At 41.8% G+C, this 15,485-nt stretch carries 16 protein-coding genes; all 16 read right to left on the bottom strand.

What is annotated here, in order from left to right; translation table 11 throughout:
- Positions 1 to 354 precede the first annotated feature (354 nt).
- Positions 355 to 687 (bottom strand): hypothetical protein, encoded by a 333-nt coding sequence (locus H3T75_RS03160; RefSeq protein WP_041880597.1) that lies wholly within the window; start codon positions 685 to 687, stop codon positions 355 to 357.
- Positions 687 to 1,163 (bottom strand): hypothetical protein, encoded by a 477-nt coding sequence (locus H3T75_RS03155; protein WP_198211011.1) that lies wholly within the window; start codon positions 1,161 to 1,163, stop codon positions 687 to 689. The genes H3T75_RS03160 and H3T75_RS03155 overlap by 1 nt, the downstream gene beginning before the upstream one ends.
- Before the next feature lie 65 nt (positions 1,164 to 1,228).
- The gene (locus tag H3T75_RS03150) at positions 1,229 to 2,266 is read right to left on the bottom strand and encodes a hypothetical protein (protein ID WP_198211009.1); all 1,038 of its coding nucleotides are present in this window, start codon (positions 2,264 to 2,266) and stop codon (positions 1,229 to 1,231) included.
- Positions 2,263 to 2,832: a hypothetical protein gene (locus H3T75_RS03145; protein ID WP_198211007.1), complete on the bottom strand. Its 570-nt coding sequence runs from the start codon at positions 2,830 to 2,832 to the stop codon at positions 2,263 to 2,265. The genes H3T75_RS03150 and H3T75_RS03145 overlap by 4 nt, the downstream gene beginning before the upstream one ends.
- 66 nt (positions 2,833 to 2,898) lie before the next feature.
- Positions 2,899 to 3,462, bottom strand: a complete 564-nt coding sequence (locus H3T75_RS03140; RefSeq protein WP_198211005.1) for a hypothetical protein — start codon at positions 3,460 to 3,462, stop codon at positions 2,899 to 2,901.
- 97 nt (positions 3,463 to 3,559) lie between these two features.
- A complete protein-coding gene (locus H3T75_RS03135; protein ID WP_198211003.1) occupies positions 3,560 to 7,027 on the bottom strand; it encodes a tape measure protein in 3,468 nt (1,155 codons plus the stop codon).
- Positions 7,028 to 7,166: 139 nt separating this feature from the next.
- Complete coding sequence (locus tag H3T75_RS03130; RefSeq protein WP_198211001.1) at positions 7,167 to 7,367, bottom strand: hypothetical protein; 201 nt, start codon at positions 7,365 to 7,367, stop codon at positions 7,167 to 7,169.
- 68 nt (positions 7,368 to 7,435) lie between these two features.
- On the bottom strand, positions 7,436 to 7,720 hold the full coding sequence (locus H3T75_RS03125) for a HigA family addiction module antitoxin (protein ID WP_078474829.1): 285 nt from the start codon (positions 7,718 to 7,720) through the stop codon (positions 7,436 to 7,438).
- A 12-nt stretch (positions 7,721 to 7,732) separates the two neighbouring features.
- Positions 7,733 to 8,011, bottom strand: a complete 279-nt coding sequence (locus H3T75_RS03120) for a type II toxin-antitoxin system RelE/ParE family toxin (protein ID WP_198211000.1) — start codon at positions 8,009 to 8,011, stop codon at positions 7,733 to 7,735.
- A 97-nt stretch (positions 8,012 to 8,108) separates the two neighbouring features.
- Positions 8,109 to 8,855: an antA/AntB antirepressor family protein gene (locus H3T75_RS03115; protein ID WP_198210999.1), complete on the bottom strand. Its 747-nt coding sequence runs from the start codon at positions 8,853 to 8,855 to the stop codon at positions 8,109 to 8,111.
- A 665-nt stretch (positions 8,856 to 9,520) separates the two neighbouring features.
- Positions 9,521 to 10,318: a J domain-containing protein gene (locus H3T75_RS03110; RefSeq protein WP_198210998.1), complete on the bottom strand. Its 798-nt coding sequence runs from the start codon at positions 10,316 to 10,318 to the stop codon at positions 9,521 to 9,523.
- Between the two features lie 86 nt (positions 10,319 to 10,404).
- Positions 10,405 to 11,913 (bottom strand): hypothetical protein, encoded by a 1,509-nt coding sequence (locus H3T75_RS03105; RefSeq protein WP_198210997.1) that lies wholly within the window; start codon positions 11,911 to 11,913, stop codon positions 10,405 to 10,407.
- Between the two features lies 1 nt (position 11,914).
- On the bottom strand, positions 11,915 to 14,050 hold the full coding sequence (locus H3T75_RS03100; RefSeq protein ID WP_198210996.1) for a hypothetical protein: 2,136 nt from the start codon (positions 14,048 to 14,050) through the stop codon (positions 11,915 to 11,917).
- A gap of 2 nt (positions 14,051 to 14,052) precedes the next feature.
- A complete protein-coding gene (locus H3T75_RS03095) occupies positions 14,053 to 14,634 on the bottom strand; it encodes a hypothetical protein (protein WP_198210995.1) in 582 nt (193 codons plus the stop codon).
- 255 nt (positions 14,635 to 14,889) lie between these two features.
- Positions 14,890 to 15,105 carry a hypothetical protein gene (locus H3T75_RS03090; protein ID WP_198210994.1) on the bottom strand — a complete coding sequence of 72 codons (216 nt, stop codon included), beginning with the start codon at positions 15,103 to 15,105 and terminating at the stop codon, positions 14,890 to 14,892.
- 11 nt (positions 15,106 to 15,116) lie between these two features.
- Entirely contained in the window at positions 15,117 to 15,467 is a 351-nt protein-coding gene (locus H3T75_RS03085) for a hypothetical protein (RefSeq protein ID WP_198210992.1), read from the bottom strand.
- Positions 15,468 to 15,485: the final 18 nt, after the last annotated feature.

The raw sequence follows: 15,485 nt of genomic DNA, 5'->3' as shown, positions 1-15,485 counted from the left end.
AAGTTGGCCTTTACCATCAATATATTCAACCAATCCAAAATTGGATTGGATAAAAGAATCAGGTATTTGTACTGTACTATTCTTAAAAAAAGCCGGCATTTAGCCGGCTTGAATCTGTTACACAATCAAATTACTATGAACATTAGACACTAAAACAGGGTGGTACCCAAATCGTCCATATTTACTCCTAACTATTTGATAATTATAAATTTAGGGTGGTACCCAAGCCTATGCATCATAGCGATTGATTATGTAACAGAATCAAGTTAGCCCACCAGCCGGCATGATTGAATATTTATATAATTCAAATATTTATCTTGTAAAAACGACTAAAAAAGCCATGTAGCCGGCACCCTATTTCTGCTTATCATCTGTATCACCGATTATCTTTTCCGCCCTGTTACACACAGCATTAATCAGTTTTTTAGCCAGCTTAGGCGCTGTTGCTTTGAATGCGTCTAACAGAGATTTAGAAGCCATTCCGGCAAATACACCGGCACCGGCAAACAGCCACGGGTGATCCTGTGTAAAGAAATACTCTGTTACTGCAGCCGAAAAAACCATGCCTATAATGATGAATGTCACAGTGAGCATTACCCCATAGCGTCGATAATCAGACACCACCAGCGAGCCGAGAAAGCCGCCGGCAAGGGCGAAACAGTTGGACAGTGTAAAAACTTCATTCATTATTTCCCGCCTTTTTTATCTTCTGCCTGTTGCGTGTTTTTAATCAGATTTCTGCCGGCCAGCGCGCATATGATGGCAATCAGCGGATAGGTAGTCATGCCTGTGGACAGAGGCGGATAGGCGGCGATAAACGTTCCAGATATTACAAACCAAATCAACGCCGACCACAGCAGGCAGCACCCGGATAAAATATTGCTGCGGCTGGAATGACAAAAGGCAGTAAATAACTGCCCGATAGCAACCACAATTAAAATGGTCACAAACACCTTAGGATATAAATGCGGGAATTTGCCGTATAGATCCTCCTTAATTATCTCGTTACCATGCAGGCCGAACACCAGCGCAAAACCCAGCATAGCGAATCCGTTCAGTACTTCGATTATTCGCGTGCCGGTACCGAACAGCCAGTTTTGCAGTCTGTCCGGTAAAAACCGGAAGTCCAGTAACCAATAAAACCATTTAATCACTTTTGTCATGAAATATTTACTCCATAAAAAAGCTGCCCGCAGGCAGCCTGTATTGTTTAAATCACTGATCAAAATTATCCGTTCGGCAATGGTCTCTCTTTACCGCTGTCCCCGCTGTCCGGGTCTGGCGGCGGCGGGTAAATCACATTATTACCATCGCCATTGTTACCGCCGTTACCGATGCTGCCGTTATCGTTACCGTTGTTATCTCCGTTACCGTTGTTATCTCCGTTACCGTTGCCACTGCCCGGGTTTGGCGGCACTTCGGGCGCAATCACATTAATAAACATCTTCATCAGTTCGCCGCCGGTTTCAAATTCAGTGAAGGGCGTGCCAATATCTTCGCTATCATCGTATTTGTCCAGAATGGCGCCGAACTCCTCGCCGCTTAGCGGGCTTTTAAATACCTGCACATCACAGACAGCCCCGTTAAACGGGTAAATTTTCGCGTCTTCATAATAGGCCATCTCCCAGTTTGTGAGACTGAATATCCAGAATTGATCAAATTGCTGCAGCGGCAAGATGTTCACTTCTTCATACTCGCCATTGACATATACACCAGCCAACCCTGCATCGGCATTGCTGCAAAAATTAAACCCGATACTCGCCCACTGGTCGCTGTCATTGATGTAAATGCCGGTTTCAGTTTTCCTGATGTTGTCCTCATCATTCAGCACCATGTAATAGGTGATGATCTGGTAATTTTTAACCGCAATCATTAGCTTTTCACTGTTGCGGCCTTTCTGGCCGTACAGCACACACAGCAGCATTGAGCTATCCGGAAATTGTCCCGGCTTAATACGCATGGTTAGCGCGTTGCCAAACAGTCCGGAGGCATTGACTGAGTCATCAGATGGGTAATTATCATCATTGCGGTAGCTGTTAAGCAGCAATGCGTTTTGATTATCAATGATTTTATATATTCCCTCTGTCTGCTCGATATCGTCGTATGCCAGCAGATTCCGCCCGGTCAGCCGGTCAGTCCAGACGCGGTTATTATCATATTCGGCAGCGGTAAACGGCAGAACGGTTACCGGTTCAGGTTTAACTACCCCTAGTGGCAGGTAATACCGCCAGCCATGATGGGCATAGATTTTCACAAATACGCTCATATTTCCCTCGCTAAGCGGCTGGCATTCAGGAATGCCGGTAATTCGTCGATAGTGTCAATGCCTTTAAACTCCAGCAGCATTTCGTCGCCGTCTTTCATGTTGACAATCACAACCGGCAAGTCTTCGGATTCATCTGTAACGGGCAGTAATACCTGATTGCGTCCGTTCAGTGCGTCAATTTTCAGTGCGTTTAATTGGTCGTTAATTGCGGCTTCACGCTCAATAACAATCGTTCCGCCATCGTTACCAAAGCTGGCTGCGGTCGCCGCACACAGTACCTGCGTGCCTGCCGGCCATGCGCTGCATGCGGTACCTTCCATTCCAGCACGCCAGATGGATAATTCACCGCCGTTGTTGCAGATGTCTATCAGTTCATAGCTTGTCCCGTCCATGCTCTGTAAGGTCAGGCGCATGTAATGCTCAGGGCTGGACTGGTTGTAACAGCGTGGCAATATGGCGGTTATTTTTTTGGTTGCGCTTTCATCTAAGACTAACCGGGTAAGTTGTTTATCCTCGCCCAGTACTTCTAGCAGCGATGCATTAAAGTTGTTGATATAGTGTTTCATGTTTGTACCAAAACAATATTATCTGCCTCTTTTAACAGATTCAGATTACCTGTGGATATTGAGTATTTATAACGTTCCTGTATGTGCAATTGTTTCAGTGATCGTGGCATTCAAACTAAGGCTAACGCTTGGATCTGAGCGATCACTGCGCGCAGTGCTGCTTGCATTGTTTATTCTGAAATAAACAGGAATGGATTTACCTCCTTTAAGCTGTTCTCCTAATTGCAAAGCAGCTCCTGCTGTACCCTTGTCTAATCCGTCACGTGTTAGTGCCATCTTGATGTCGTTTGGCTGAAATTTCTCGCCCAGATTGACAAAGGTTACCCTGCCGGAGCTGCACTTGGTGTTTGGGACAGTACTCCATTCCGGCTCAATGCTGCTGGTGCGGTCATTATCTAATACCTGATACATACAACCATTAGCTATAGTCGGCTCAACGATATTTCCGAAGCTGTAAAAGTAGTTAGGCTGCCATTTTTTTAAGCGGCTGCTGAGTATAAGCATAATCTGCTCGTCTGATACCGGTCTCAGCGTTTCGTAACTGTACGGGCTGCCGAAATACAGCCGGAACTCGGTTTTACCTGCTCCGTTAAAATCGAGCTGATAAGAATCGTTTGCTGTGATTGTCATCTGCTCGTCCCTGTAAAAGGTGAAAGACATTTTTAATCCTCATAAAAAAACCGGCCTGCCGACCGGTGTACTTATACTTGTTTGAAAAGGCATTAAATCAAGCCAGATTTTTTGCCAGATCTGCTATCATATTTTCGAAAAAGTGACGCAATGCTTTTGTAAAATTTGGATTAGCCAGCACTTCTCCTATAATCTTTTTGCCGTTATAAGAAAAATCTATTTTCAGCGTTTCTACTGATCCGGATTTCTGTTTGGTTTCTGGTGTTCTGCCACTGGTTTCAGAAGCCATCTTGTTACTAACAAACAGATTCTGCGCTTCAATTTTTGAGGCCTGCATAAGCTCAAACATTTTCCCTTTGGCATCCCCTTTCCCGTCAATTTTTAACCCGGCAAGTCCCAGATCTTTATTGAAATCAGGCAAATTCAGCTTGCCCACAGTCAGGTTATCAACTTGCTCCTTACCGGTAAAAAAGCCGATTGCGCTACTGTCTTTTTCTTCCTGCCGTTTTTTATCCCATTCTGCCTCCTCTCTGGCGCGGGCTTCTTTGCTGAACATACTGATATTCCCGACTGATTTTGCTGTTTCAGTTAAAGAAACAGCCGCTGTATCTAATTTTTCAGCGGCTTTACGGGTCTTGTCCTGCAACTGTTTATCGCGCTCTATCTGGTCAAGATAATACTTAGCCATATTCAATTGCTCAGATGTCGCGCCCTGCTTTTTCAGGTCATAAAGCTGTTTCTGAGTATCATTCATTCCAAGCTTAGCCACCTGATCACTCAAACTTGTTAGTGTCTGTGTAATCTGTAACTGCGCCTGGAGCTGCTCTACTACCTTGTTAGTAGCCTGAGCCTGGCGAATTGTTTCTGCTGATGCATTTTTAACAGCGAGCTGAAAAGCAATTAATCCATCCTTGCCACCTGATACTTCCGCTGCCAGTTCCGCAGCCTTAGTCTTCATGTCTTGTATGTATTTAGTGTTTTCTTCGCGGTTTTTCTGCTCAGCCTCTAACGCCTTTTGATGATCATATAGCTTTTTGGTATCTTCAACCTTTGCTTTTGCTGCTTCTACTTCAACCGCTGTGGCACCTTTCCGCGCCATTGTTTCCAAGGCTATTTGCTGCTTAGAGATTTCAATTTCCTCAGATGTCTTACCAAAGTTTTTAACTGTTTCAGCAATTCTGGTATGTGCTTCGGTTATTGATTGGCTAAGCTCACCTATTTCAAGCTTGGTGGCTGCCGCTTTAGCTCTGGCTGTATACTCTTCAGCAGCTTTAATTGCTTCTGCATTTTGGGTTTTGGATTTAAACTGCTCCAACAACCTATCAGCATTTTCTCTAGCTAATTGCTCTTTAGATTTTCCAAGCTCATTTGCGGCTTTTTCTGTGTTTTTAGCCAGTTTTTGCAAGTTATCCTTTATATCAACAGCCTCTTTACTCAGATCTGCTGTTTTTGGGTCTTTCTGTTTGGCTTCATATTCCTTTCGTTGCTGCTCCTTTTCTTTGGCTGCATTTTCTTCTTCATCTGTTTTCAATCTAAATAAGCCGCTAAGATGAAATTTACCAGCCGCATTATGTAACAAATCATATAAACGGGTACCTAACGTATCAACATCATTTGTAAGCCATCCAACTTTTCTTAAAAGGCTATCAAATGTATTGCTAAGCGTATTATGCGGGTCTTGATCATTAAGTAATGCATTTATAGACTTGCCGGCTTCATATACTGAAAAAGTTGCAGCAGCCGCAACGCTTGCAACCGTTGCAAACCCACCAATAGCAGTTGCACGCAATGCCGTAATAGCTACTCCTAACTGTTTTACACTATCTTTTATAGATAAAATATTCTGAACAGCAGCACTACTTTTTATTGCACCAAGTGAAGCAGCATATACACCATTAGCCTGCGCAGCTTTTGTTGCTACACTGGCCTGTAACACCAGTGATGCAGTAAAGGCAGCCACTTCGGCAGTAGTAGCCAGCAGATATGCCGCAAGTTTTAGTCCCAGAAAGCCAACTACCGCCGTAGCAATTAAATCAATGTTATTGGCAACAGCCTGCAAAGCAGTCGTTAATATCTTAGCGGCACCGGTTGCTTCACCACTTCCCCCTATAAACATGGTTAACTGCGTTTTGATGTTTTGCAATGCCTGATCAATTGTACGGCTGGTTTTCGAAAAATCAGACTGAATCTGTGTAGATTGCTTCAGGATAGCATCAGCAAGCTGCTGTGATGTAATCTTGCCACTGCTGCCCAATGTTTTTAAAGCACCGACAGATACACCCATGCCTTTAGCAATTGCCATCGCCAAGCCGGGTGCCTGTTCAAGAACAGAGTTAAGCTCTTCGCCGCTTAATCTGCCAGACGCCATAGCCTGCCCTAACTGGATAAGGGCATTTTCCTGAGACTGGGCACTGCCGCCACCGATTACCATAGCCTTACTAACAAGATCAGTAATAGTGAGCAGCTTCTCACCTGATAAGCCGGTCTGATCAGTAGCCTGTGCCAATCGCTGATAAATAGCTGCGGTAGCGTCCAGATTCTGTCCTGTACTGCTTGAAATACGCGCTAATTCAGCCCTCACTTCTTTTAACTGTTTTTCTGAGTTAGTAACCAGCTTGATACGATTAGTCAAAGTGGTATAGGCATCCATCATGCCTTTAACTTCATTTATACTAAAGGCACCGATGGCATATTTAGCAATACTGGAAAAGGCATTCTTCAATTCAGGAGCTGTTGCTTTTACCTTATCTAATTCGCCTTTCAGCTTTTCTACTTCTCCGCGTACATGCTTTACTTCCTTAGCACTTCCGGGAACAAGCCCTATACTGGCCATCTCTTTAGATGATACTTTTAATTGTGTAACTTCTTTCTGTAACGCTTGCAGATTCTGCGTCCATTTACTGGTAACAGCAGCATTTTGCTCAGCAGCGGCAGTCATTTTTTCAATATTTGTGTCGGCCTTTTCCTGCGATTGCAACCAGTTTTTAGTGATGGTGTTTAAAGCTTTAAATTTTTGGTTATATGCCGAAAATGCTTTAGTTGCTAAATTAACTTTGGTAGTTGCCTGATCAAGCAGGTTAAGTACCTTTGTATGCTCAGTTACAAAACCGGCAGAATCGCCCATTTTGATATTTACAGCCAAATCAGTTTTGATTTTAAGGTCGTCTTTAAGTTTATTAATCTCGCTACGAAACTGTTCGACCGTACCTAGTGAGGCTGTAGCGACACTAACACCAGCAAAAGCCTCAAAGGCTGATTTTGCCTGCAAAACGCTTTTACTCAGGCGTTTATATTTTTCAGATACCTTGCTTAGGCTGGTGTTACTTTTATTTAGAGCGGCAGCAGTCACATCAGTAAAAGATGCCAAACTGCTTTGATTCTTGGTTAGTCGTTTTGTCTCTACTGAAGCAGTATTGATTTTTTTTGCGTAGCCGCTCACAGTCTGCTTTATCTGATCAAACTTTATATTTAGCTGATCTGATAACTTAATTAAACGCGACTGTTCACTAGCAAACTGCACATCATCTATACGTATTACTGCGGTTAATTCTGCAATATCAGACATGATAAGCTCCAATAAAAAAGCAGCCCGAAGGCTGCAATAGAAAAGCCAGCGCATGGCTGGCTTAATTTAATTGATTCGAATTACTTTTGAGCTAAATGGAATCTTTCTCTTCTTCTTTATGAGAATTATTATTCATAATTTATAATTTCAAGTCCTTTATTGCATGGTTGAAATCATCGCCTATTGTTTTCATATCATTTCGTAAGGATTGAGCATCCTCACTAAATCCATCCAACTGATCATTTGTACTAAATATTTTATATGATTTAACTTGGGCTGCTGGAAATATATCAAAGGCGGAACTCATACCGGCAATAAATGATTTAACTATCATTTTCATACCCGTCTCCATAATCATTAGAATAATGAACAACAAAACGCCAGCATATATGTGCCGGCTTGAATTTATTAGATGGATAATGCTGTATTCAGTGGAACCACATCCGCATGTGATTTTTGACTAGCTTTCCATAAATCATAATTTACCTGCATATTGAGCCAGAATTGCGGGCTGGTATTCAATAAGATGGATAACCTTACTGCCATATCCGCACTAATTCCGGTTTTCCCGTTAATGATTCTAGAGAGAGCTGCCCGCGTTACTCCTAAATGTTTAGCGGCTGTACTAATGCTGGTATCACCTAAATATTCTTTTAATACTTCACCTGCATGGCAAGGATTGTGCATACTCATACGCTTAACCTCCTAATGATAATCTTGGTAATCTAATATTTCAGCGTCATTTCCATTAAATTTAAAAGTTAACCGCCAATTACCGTTTACAGTAACCGCCCAATGTCCCTGCAAATTGCCTTTTAACTGGTGCAATTTCCAACTAGGCGCATTCATATCTTGAGGCTGTGCAGCAGCATCCAGAGCAGTTAATAAAACCCTTAACTTGGTGCTATGTGCAGCCTGAATGCCTGCTTTGCTTCCTGTACGATAAAATTGCTCAAGTCCTTTGTGATTAAAACTTTTTATCATAGCTGCCTCTATAGTGTATAGTATAAGTATACACAAAGCTCAGATATTTTGCTATAAATAAAACCACTCTTTGGAGTGGTTTTATTGTGTAATACAATCAAATAATAAGCTTATTAATTGCACCTGTATTCAAACATATATAGTCTTTTAAACTCTTAACCTCGGCTATCTGATTATTCCTTACAACTAATAACCAGCGTCCGTTTTGATTGATACTGGGTAATACAGGCAGGTTATCGATTGGATTAACGACGCCGCCTAATAGTTCAATTGCCTCATCAAAATCTTTGGCTAAAATATCCTGATATCTATATACATTAAATCTAGTATAGAGTTTTTTATACACGGAATGAAATGTATTGGCGGTTTCGGCAACGTTATCAAGTACAGCTTGTCTAATCAAATATTGCTGCCGTTTATTCAATGTTGGATAGCGACCGTCCGGTTTACTGTTCTGGTTGCTGGTGTCTATATTTTGCGTTTCAGCAAATCTTTCACGCTCACATTGAATAAAATATTTTCGTACCTGACGACCGATTTCGGTTTTCTCAACCATCGCCAGTTCTTTAGCCATGTCTAAAATTAGATGGTATTCAATTTTATTTTGCCCACCTCGTTTAGAATTATTTCCATTAGATGAATTACTTAGTTCGCTCACCAATTTTGGTGAGCGAATAAAATCTACACCTTCAGCGAATCCGTACTCTTCAATTCTTCCTTTAATCCATGTTGCAAACTTACGCCCAACCTGCAAAGCTTTATGCAAATCACGCGCATTACAAAGGAGTTCGGTTTGAGTATTAAAACTGCCAGAAAAGACAGGGACTAAAAAAGAAGTGTTCATGATAGATTCCTTGTTAATATCTTGAAATTAACCCAAAAGGGGGGCCGAGAGGTTCAAAGACCTTAACAAGTAGGCTGGAATTATTCCCCTTGCGGGTATTGTATTCTTCACCCTCTCGGCCATAAAGGAATCAAATGCCAATTGGATTAGTAGACATTGATAGAATCATGGACACAAAAAAATCACACTGACGGGGTGATTACCGCTTGTTAAAGGCTTTGAAACCTCGAATTCAATATTGCCAAGTCTCAACCAGTTTGTCAATTAGTACTTCTATCCTCACTATGAATAATTTTGATTTCCCTGTTTTGGGATATCAAAATACAGATTCATTGAGTCCCCAAATGGGGAAGCGAATAAAATATTGATTTTAAATATATATATAATATCAATAAGACTGCCTTTTCCTGAATTTTTCGATTTCGGGGAAATTAATATATAGCCCTGATTTTCGACCAATCGATTATCTAATTGTGCTGATAATCTCAGGCAATCTCCACGCAATTATAATCATCAGAATAATTAACGCAGCCGTCCACATGGTTTTGCGCAATTCTTTGGGCGTGAAATTAATAGCTTTCATATACACTCTTTGAATAAAAAAACCACTCCGAAGAGTGGTTTGCAATTAATAAATTTAAATAACTGGTTTTAAGATTAAATTATCAACTCAACATTGCTATTTGTGTAATTACCATCAAAACAATAAAGAACCATATAATCACTGCAAATATTATATCTATAACAGATTTTTTTTCGTAAACAATTTTAGGGCTATTGGGAATAGTATTGTTAGGAGTTAATTTTATTTTCAAACATTTTGCTGCCAGTTTTTTCTGCTCAGTTGTACCACATAGCTTAAAACCGCTTTTAATCTTTCTTAAAGTGTAAAAATTACAATATTGCAGGCACAATACTACGTTGAATATAAATGCCATCATAAATATTCCAAACACACCGAGCATTATGCCTGTTAATATAGCAAGTACAGTATACAACCCTAAGCACATTAGAAATCCAATAAAATCTCCAATCAATAAAGGTGTAAAACCACCTATTATAAGAGGGAAAAAACTTTGACCAACAAATGTTAATCTTACCTCCCCGGCATTTTCATTATAGATAGGTATTGCTTTTGAATTCAGAGCTAATAACGGTTTTTTTAAACTAAGCTCATTTAATGCATTTTCTTCAATAGCACTATCTTCCTCTACCGCTTGAGTAAATGGCTTATCCTTTGTTTTCGGTTTAGTTAATTTCTCCAACACCTCAGGGCATTCAGCAAATAGCTGCGCATTGTATTTTTTGCGCGCCTCAGGATCTAATAGGGTATTTTTACATAGTTTCAAATCATCCAGAGAAATAAGCTGAAGCTGAGCCATCTGCCGCATTGCCTTTACTATTTCTGTCTCTGTTGCAGTTGGCTCAACTCCCAAAAGCGCATATAAATTAACAAACGCCATTGCCGTTATCCTTCAATTTTAATGTGCAAAGAATAACATAAACCCGTTTCAAAATTAATGATAATTTACACAGGCATGCATCATATTCAGGCAGGATTATTCGAGGCAGAATCAATCAAAATATACTCATTGTGCCGGATATCCCAAATCTTACCCGTTAAAGCGCAATGGAGCCGGAAGCCGTCTGCATTCAATGTTAGCGCATATAAATTCCCGTTCTTATCCTGCATATTTAATCCGCTTAAATCATTCAAGCCAGTTGGTAACAGATCTGGCGTCACCGGGTGCATAGGAATAAATTTTGCATTAACCGGATCAAATTTCATGTCAATAATGCCTTTGTCCGGGTAAACATCCAGACTCCACAGATGGGTTATTCCGTCGCCTTTAATGGTAGTAAATAGCTGGTAGTCTTTATCAGTGGTCGGATTCCCGTCCTCGTCGTACTTATCACGCCAGTACAGGCTGATATCCTTGCCGCCGATGAACTGCTGCACACCATCGGATTTTTCAAAACAATGGATAAAGTGATCAGCAAATTTCACCTGTGTTGCATTGCCGGCATTCACATCGTCCATTGAGTTAAGGCCGGCACTTTTCAGGGCGTAATCGCTGATTAAATCCACGCCTATGGCTAAGTCGTCCGCACATTTCCAGCGCGAATCGTATAAGCCTAGCGGCTCCGGCGCGATGCCCCAGTATGCTTCGTCTGCAGAAAGTGACTGGTCAATAACGGCACAGTAAGTCAGCGGTTCACTGGCGCACGTCCATTTATAATACTGTTCAACCTCATCTCTGCGCGGAATTTTTTTCCCCTCGCGTTCCTCAGTAGAATCAATTATCTGTTTTGCTTTACTGTCCCAGCTGCTTATTTCGAATTCTGTTTGGTCACCATAACGGAAATACAGTTCAGCCCACGACGAATCGTTGTATTGATTGGCTGCGGTCAGGTAACTGCAAAAGTAGTTATTGATTTCCTCAACGGCTCGCTTGTACTGCTCTGGGCTTTTTTTCAATAGCCCTGAAGACAAAGGGACGGTGCTAAAAAATGCCGGCGCATTTAATTCGTTCTGCGTCAGCATTTTATAAACTGTATCCTCAAGTGTAGACAGGTCGTAGTAAGCCCGTAATATGAGTATTTTATGTTTCGGGTGCAACGGACAAGTTAATAAATCAAACGGCGGCCACCATGTCCTTACAGATATCGGCGCATCATATTCATTAACCAGCCGCTTAAGCGTTGCCCGGTACTGATTTTTTAACTGCAATTTGTACCATGTATTATGGCTAAAATGACTAATCTTACTGTCCGGACATATCTCCGCGGCAGGATCAAGAAAAACCCGAAACTGGCGTCCGGTATTGATGTCAAATAAACCATCTATAATCTGTGCGTTTTCTGTAGATGGCTTGCCGGCATCATCAAAGCTCAGTAAATCCGTACTTTTCAGACAGGCTTTACCCTCCTTTTGCTTAGCCGGCATTTTAGACAAACCCGCACCACCCAGTACGCGCGGACGTTGGTCCAGCTTTTCGTATTTGGGCGTAAGTCCTAATACTTTTTTTAAATTATCCAGAAGCTGCTTATTGCTCATACTAATAACACCTTATAGATACATGAATATCATTATTGGGCACAGTTACTTCGTAATCCGTTACGCCAGCGTCAATTTCTGCTGTATCGGTACTCGCCTGCTCGATATCCTCAGTTTGAACACGAAATGCATAGCCGCGCTTTACCGGTCGGTCGTAATAATAAAAACCGGTTTCATAACGCACATAACCCTGGCAGCGATAAAGCTTAAATGATGATTTCCCTGAGCCAATTGAATCGCCGCCTGCAGGCTTGTCCGGCTGGTTTGTTTCAGTCTCATCAGGATTTTTGTCACTATCCGGATCATTCTCAATAATCTTCACACCAAAAGGCACCACATAATCATTAAGGACGATATAAGGGTTATAAGTGGACAAAGGTAATTCAGGACGTGGCGGAGGATTAGGCGTTAAGGTTAAATTGCTGGTATTACTAAGCGGATTAATAAAACATGCGCCTGTGATTTCTGTTTCGCTAGTTAAGAATAAAAAATCCATCTTATGCGTATAACTTTTAACCTTAACATTACCCTTAAACCTGTCTGTATTAACAAAAATGGTATTATCAAGGCTAATTGCCGGTGCGAACTTAGTAATTAAATTAAGCTCATTATGCCGGTGTGATTCCAGTATCTTTGTATATGCAACATGATAAATAACCTGCATTGCACGTGCATATTCATCAGGAATAATATTATCGACATTAATGGTGTAATCACCGTTTGCCTGGCTGGTCCCCATTGGTCTGAAATATTTCTTTTCATTCCCCCAGTTTTTGGCAATCTTGTCTTTATCGGCATCCTGCTTAATCGTGAAGCTTAATTTTTCCTTTTTTACACCATGCAACTGAATTGATGGTGTATTAGTGATCACAAACTGATACTTTTCATCAATCCCCTGTTTCCAGCGACGCATAGCCGTCCAGCTCGCACGCATAGCATATAAATCACCTTTTGCCGTGGTTTTTGCAACCTGCACAACGTTAACAATAGGGTTGCCGTTTGCGTCTTTATCACCGGTTGGCTGGTACTGATATTCATAATCAGCCGCACTGAAATAGGTTGTCCCATACCAACCGCTTGGCGGCGTACCTTTTGCCCCGAAATTACCTACCAGCCACCCGCCACCGGTTGCGGCACTGTAAACATCATCATATTTAGGCGGTGGTCCTTCATGGCGGACATTTTTGATGTAATCAATATCATTCTGAAAACCGCAATAAATGTACTCAAAATAATTCTCACGATGAAACAAGCGGTCAAACTGATGGTGTACTTCTATCTCAACACGATTGACTAACGATGTTGCGCCACCCAGCTTAAAGCTAACCTGCCGCTCATAACAATCGCAATTAGTTAACGTCCAGTCTGCTTTAGCTTTAGGCAGCCATCCGGTTAAAACTGCCTGCCCGCGCGCATCAAAGTCAAAAGACGCAGGAACAGTACTTAGTCTGTCTGTGAGTTCAGCATTAAGTGTTTCATAGTTTGATAACTCCCCGAAAACACTTTCACACCAGTAACCGATTTTACGGATAGTATCTGTGCCCAGTTTTTCGATTGAACTGCTGCGGTCGTTGCTTGCCGTTAATGTCCTTGTGTATTTCAGAAAATCAATATCAGGCGTATCCACAATCCCCGTAAACAAGGGATAAAAATATTTATTGTTCTGAATATAAATCGTTATCGGCTGGTTATAGTAAAGATACATATCCACTTCGCCGCATTCTTCTTTAAGATATAAAGTAGCTTTGGCAGATTCACCCTCGGTATAGTTGATTTCACAACTGCGCATTAGTTTGCACGGATCTATCTCATCACCGTTGATATACACCTTTACCGCATAATTCTGATAATCCAGCCCGATCGACTGCAAGCCATTCATAGGCGCAAATGAGACGTCTCCGGCAACCGTTTGCGCCAACCCCAGCAACATACCGTCAACTTCATAATTAACAACTTGCGCCAGCGGTAACCTGCTTTCCGTTTCATGCTCATCAATAACAGACTGAGACAACGCCAGCAACATGCCCGTTTCCTCGCGCGATTCCACAGACTGCCCTAGTGCCAGCAGCAGCACTGATTCGCCGTCTGCCGTATCTGTTGCCAGTACTGCATGGCTCAAAGCTGAATTATTTAACATGATTAAATTGCCTGTTTGCTAAATCGAAGCTTATTTGTACCAATATAAATACACGGATCTGTACTGTCGTTGCGTACGTCCGTAAAACGGTTAGTTAGGCGCATATAAATTGCAACCGGTGAGCCGCCCTGCAAACTTTTGCCAAGACTAACACCGGAACCGGCATCTGCTTTATCCAGCCCGGCTCTGTTTAATGCCAGCCGCACATCACTGGGTACAAACTTTGCACCGTAATGAGTAAACTGCGCCGTTCCGGAATTAATCGTAGTGCCGACGTGCCCTACACCCCATTCCGGCTCGCCGTCACCGCTGGTGCCCGGTGTTGTGCATTTGTACATAAAACCGTTTGAAACAGTTGGCTCAATAATCTCTCCAGCTTTGTAGTATTTTCTTGGCTTCCACTTCTCAAGCATACTTACCGGTGTAAGGGTAATAGGCGCATCTGTAACTGATACCACCGTTTCCTGAGCATCATTACTGCCATAATACAAAACTATATCCACTGATCCTGTGCCATTGTAAGTAACAGGATACGGACTGGTTGCCTCTGATGTCATTTCAGGATCTAGCCAGAATGTAAACATATTCACCATTTCTCATTAGGACATTTCTGATTAGTTAAAGCCGCTTTAGCAATAACATAACAATTACATTTGCCGCACCTGTCGCCTTTTGTAGCAGGAGTTCCAAGCGGCACAATAGAATGAAACCGCTTTAAATCAGTACAATTGCCGCAAATTTCCAGGCGTTCACGATAATTCGCAACAAATGTACTGATTTTATTTCTTGCTGTTATAAAAGCACTTGGTGCTGGCTTTTTTCCGCAGCAACTCATTTTTTTAACCGCTTTCTTGACCCATCATTTCTTTAGCCAGTTCGGCACGTTCTTTTGCACTCAGTTTTATAACCTGTTTGCGCTCATACTCTTTGCGCCAATCTTCATTCTGGGTTAGGTTATAAGCAATCTGGCTTAATATCTCGCTTTTCGGCCATGTTGCTACTACGAATAACGGCGTATGCAGCTCACGCGATAACGCTAACAGTATTCTTCGCATGGGCTGTTCCATTATTTTTTTGCTTCTGAATCAATACTCCCGTCGGATAAAGATTTTTCGCCCTGAATGTTTCTTGCTATCGCCATAATGAGTTCTGATGGCAACTTCAGGACATCTTCAACACTCTGGAAAACCGGTTCGCCATCTTCATTTACTACCATCAAACGGACTAAATGCGCCGACAATACAGCGTTGTTAACAGAATCGTTTTTATGGTGCGATAAAATCACATCGTAATACTCAACCAGATCCTGTCCAGACATTTCGGTTTTTAAATCAACACTTCCATAGTTATCTATTTGAACTGTTTTAATGCTGGGTTTTGCAAATTTACTCCAGTCAATTTTCAGGGCATTCTTCATTTTTAATCTCCATTAAAA

The sequence above is a fragment of the Snodgrassella sp. W8135 genome (assembly GCF_016101225.1).
In the GTDB taxonomy this organism is placed as follows: domain Bacteria; phylum Pseudomonadota; class Gammaproteobacteria; order Burkholderiales; family Neisseriaceae; genus Snodgrassella; species Snodgrassella alvi.
The sequence above is the reverse complement of the archived record's forward strand: the minus strand, read 5'-3'. Positions and strand labels throughout refer to the sequence as shown.

Excerpts from the sequence above, each read along its gene's own strand:
- H3T75_RS03160 (WP_041880597.1), bottom strand. The coding sequence starts at position 687 with ATGAATGAAGTTTTTACACTGTCCAACTGTTTCGCCCTTGCCGGCGGC.
- H3T75_RS03155 (WP_198211011.1), bottom strand. The coding sequence starts at position 1,163 with ATGACAAAAGTGATTAAATGGTTTTATTGGTTACTGGACTTCCGGTTT.
- H3T75_RS03150 (WP_198211009.1), bottom strand. The coding sequence starts at position 2,266 with ATGAGCGTATTTGTGAAAATCTATGCCCATCATGGCTGGCGGTATTAC.
- H3T75_RS03145 (WP_198211007.1), bottom strand. The coding sequence starts at position 2,832 with ATGAAACACTATATCAACAACTTTAATGCATCGCTGCTAGAAGTACTG.
- H3T75_RS03140 (WP_198211005.1), bottom strand. The coding sequence starts at position 3,462 with ATGACAATCACAGCAAACGATTCTTATCAGCTCGATTTTAACGGAGCA.
- H3T75_RS03135 (WP_198211003.1), bottom strand. The coding sequence starts at position 7,027 with ATGTCTGATATTGCAGAATTAACCGCAGTAATACGTATAGATGATGTG.
- H3T75_RS03130 (WP_198211001.1), bottom strand. The coding sequence starts at position 7,367 with ATGAAAATGATAGTTAAATCATTTATTGCCGGTATGAGTTCCGCCTTT.
- H3T75_RS03125 (WP_078474829.1), bottom strand. The coding sequence starts at position 7,720 with ATGAGTATGCACAATCCTTGCCATGCAGGTGAAGTATTAAAAGAATAT.
- H3T75_RS03120 (WP_198211000.1), bottom strand. The coding sequence starts at position 8,011 with ATGATAAAAAGTTTTAATCACAAAGGACTTGAGCAATTTTATCGTACA.
- H3T75_RS03115 (WP_198210999.1), bottom strand. The coding sequence starts at position 8,855 with ATGAACACTTCTTTTTTAGTCCCTGTCTTTTCTGGCAGTTTTAATACT.
- H3T75_RS03110 (WP_198210998.1), bottom strand. The coding sequence starts at position 10,318 with ATGGCGTTTGTTAATTTATATGCGCTTTTGGGAGTTGAGCCAACTGCA.
- H3T75_RS03105 (WP_198210997.1), bottom strand. The coding sequence starts at position 11,913 with ATGAGCAATAAGCAGCTTCTGGATAATTTAAAAAAAGTATTAGGACTT.
- H3T75_RS03100 (WP_198210996.1), bottom strand. The coding sequence starts at position 14,050 with ATGTTAAATAATTCAGCTTTGAGCCATGCAGTACTGGCAACAGATACG.
- H3T75_RS03095 (WP_198210995.1), bottom strand. The coding sequence starts at position 14,634 with ATGTTTACATTCTGGCTAGATCCTGAAATGACATCAGAGGCAACCAGT.
- H3T75_RS03090 (WP_198210994.1), bottom strand. The coding sequence starts at position 15,105 with ATGCGAAGAATACTGTTAGCGTTATCGCGTGAGCTGCATACGCCGTTA.
- H3T75_RS03085 (WP_198210992.1), bottom strand. The coding sequence starts at position 15,467 with ATGAAGAATGCCCTGAAAATTGACTGGAGTAAATTTGCAAAACCCAGC.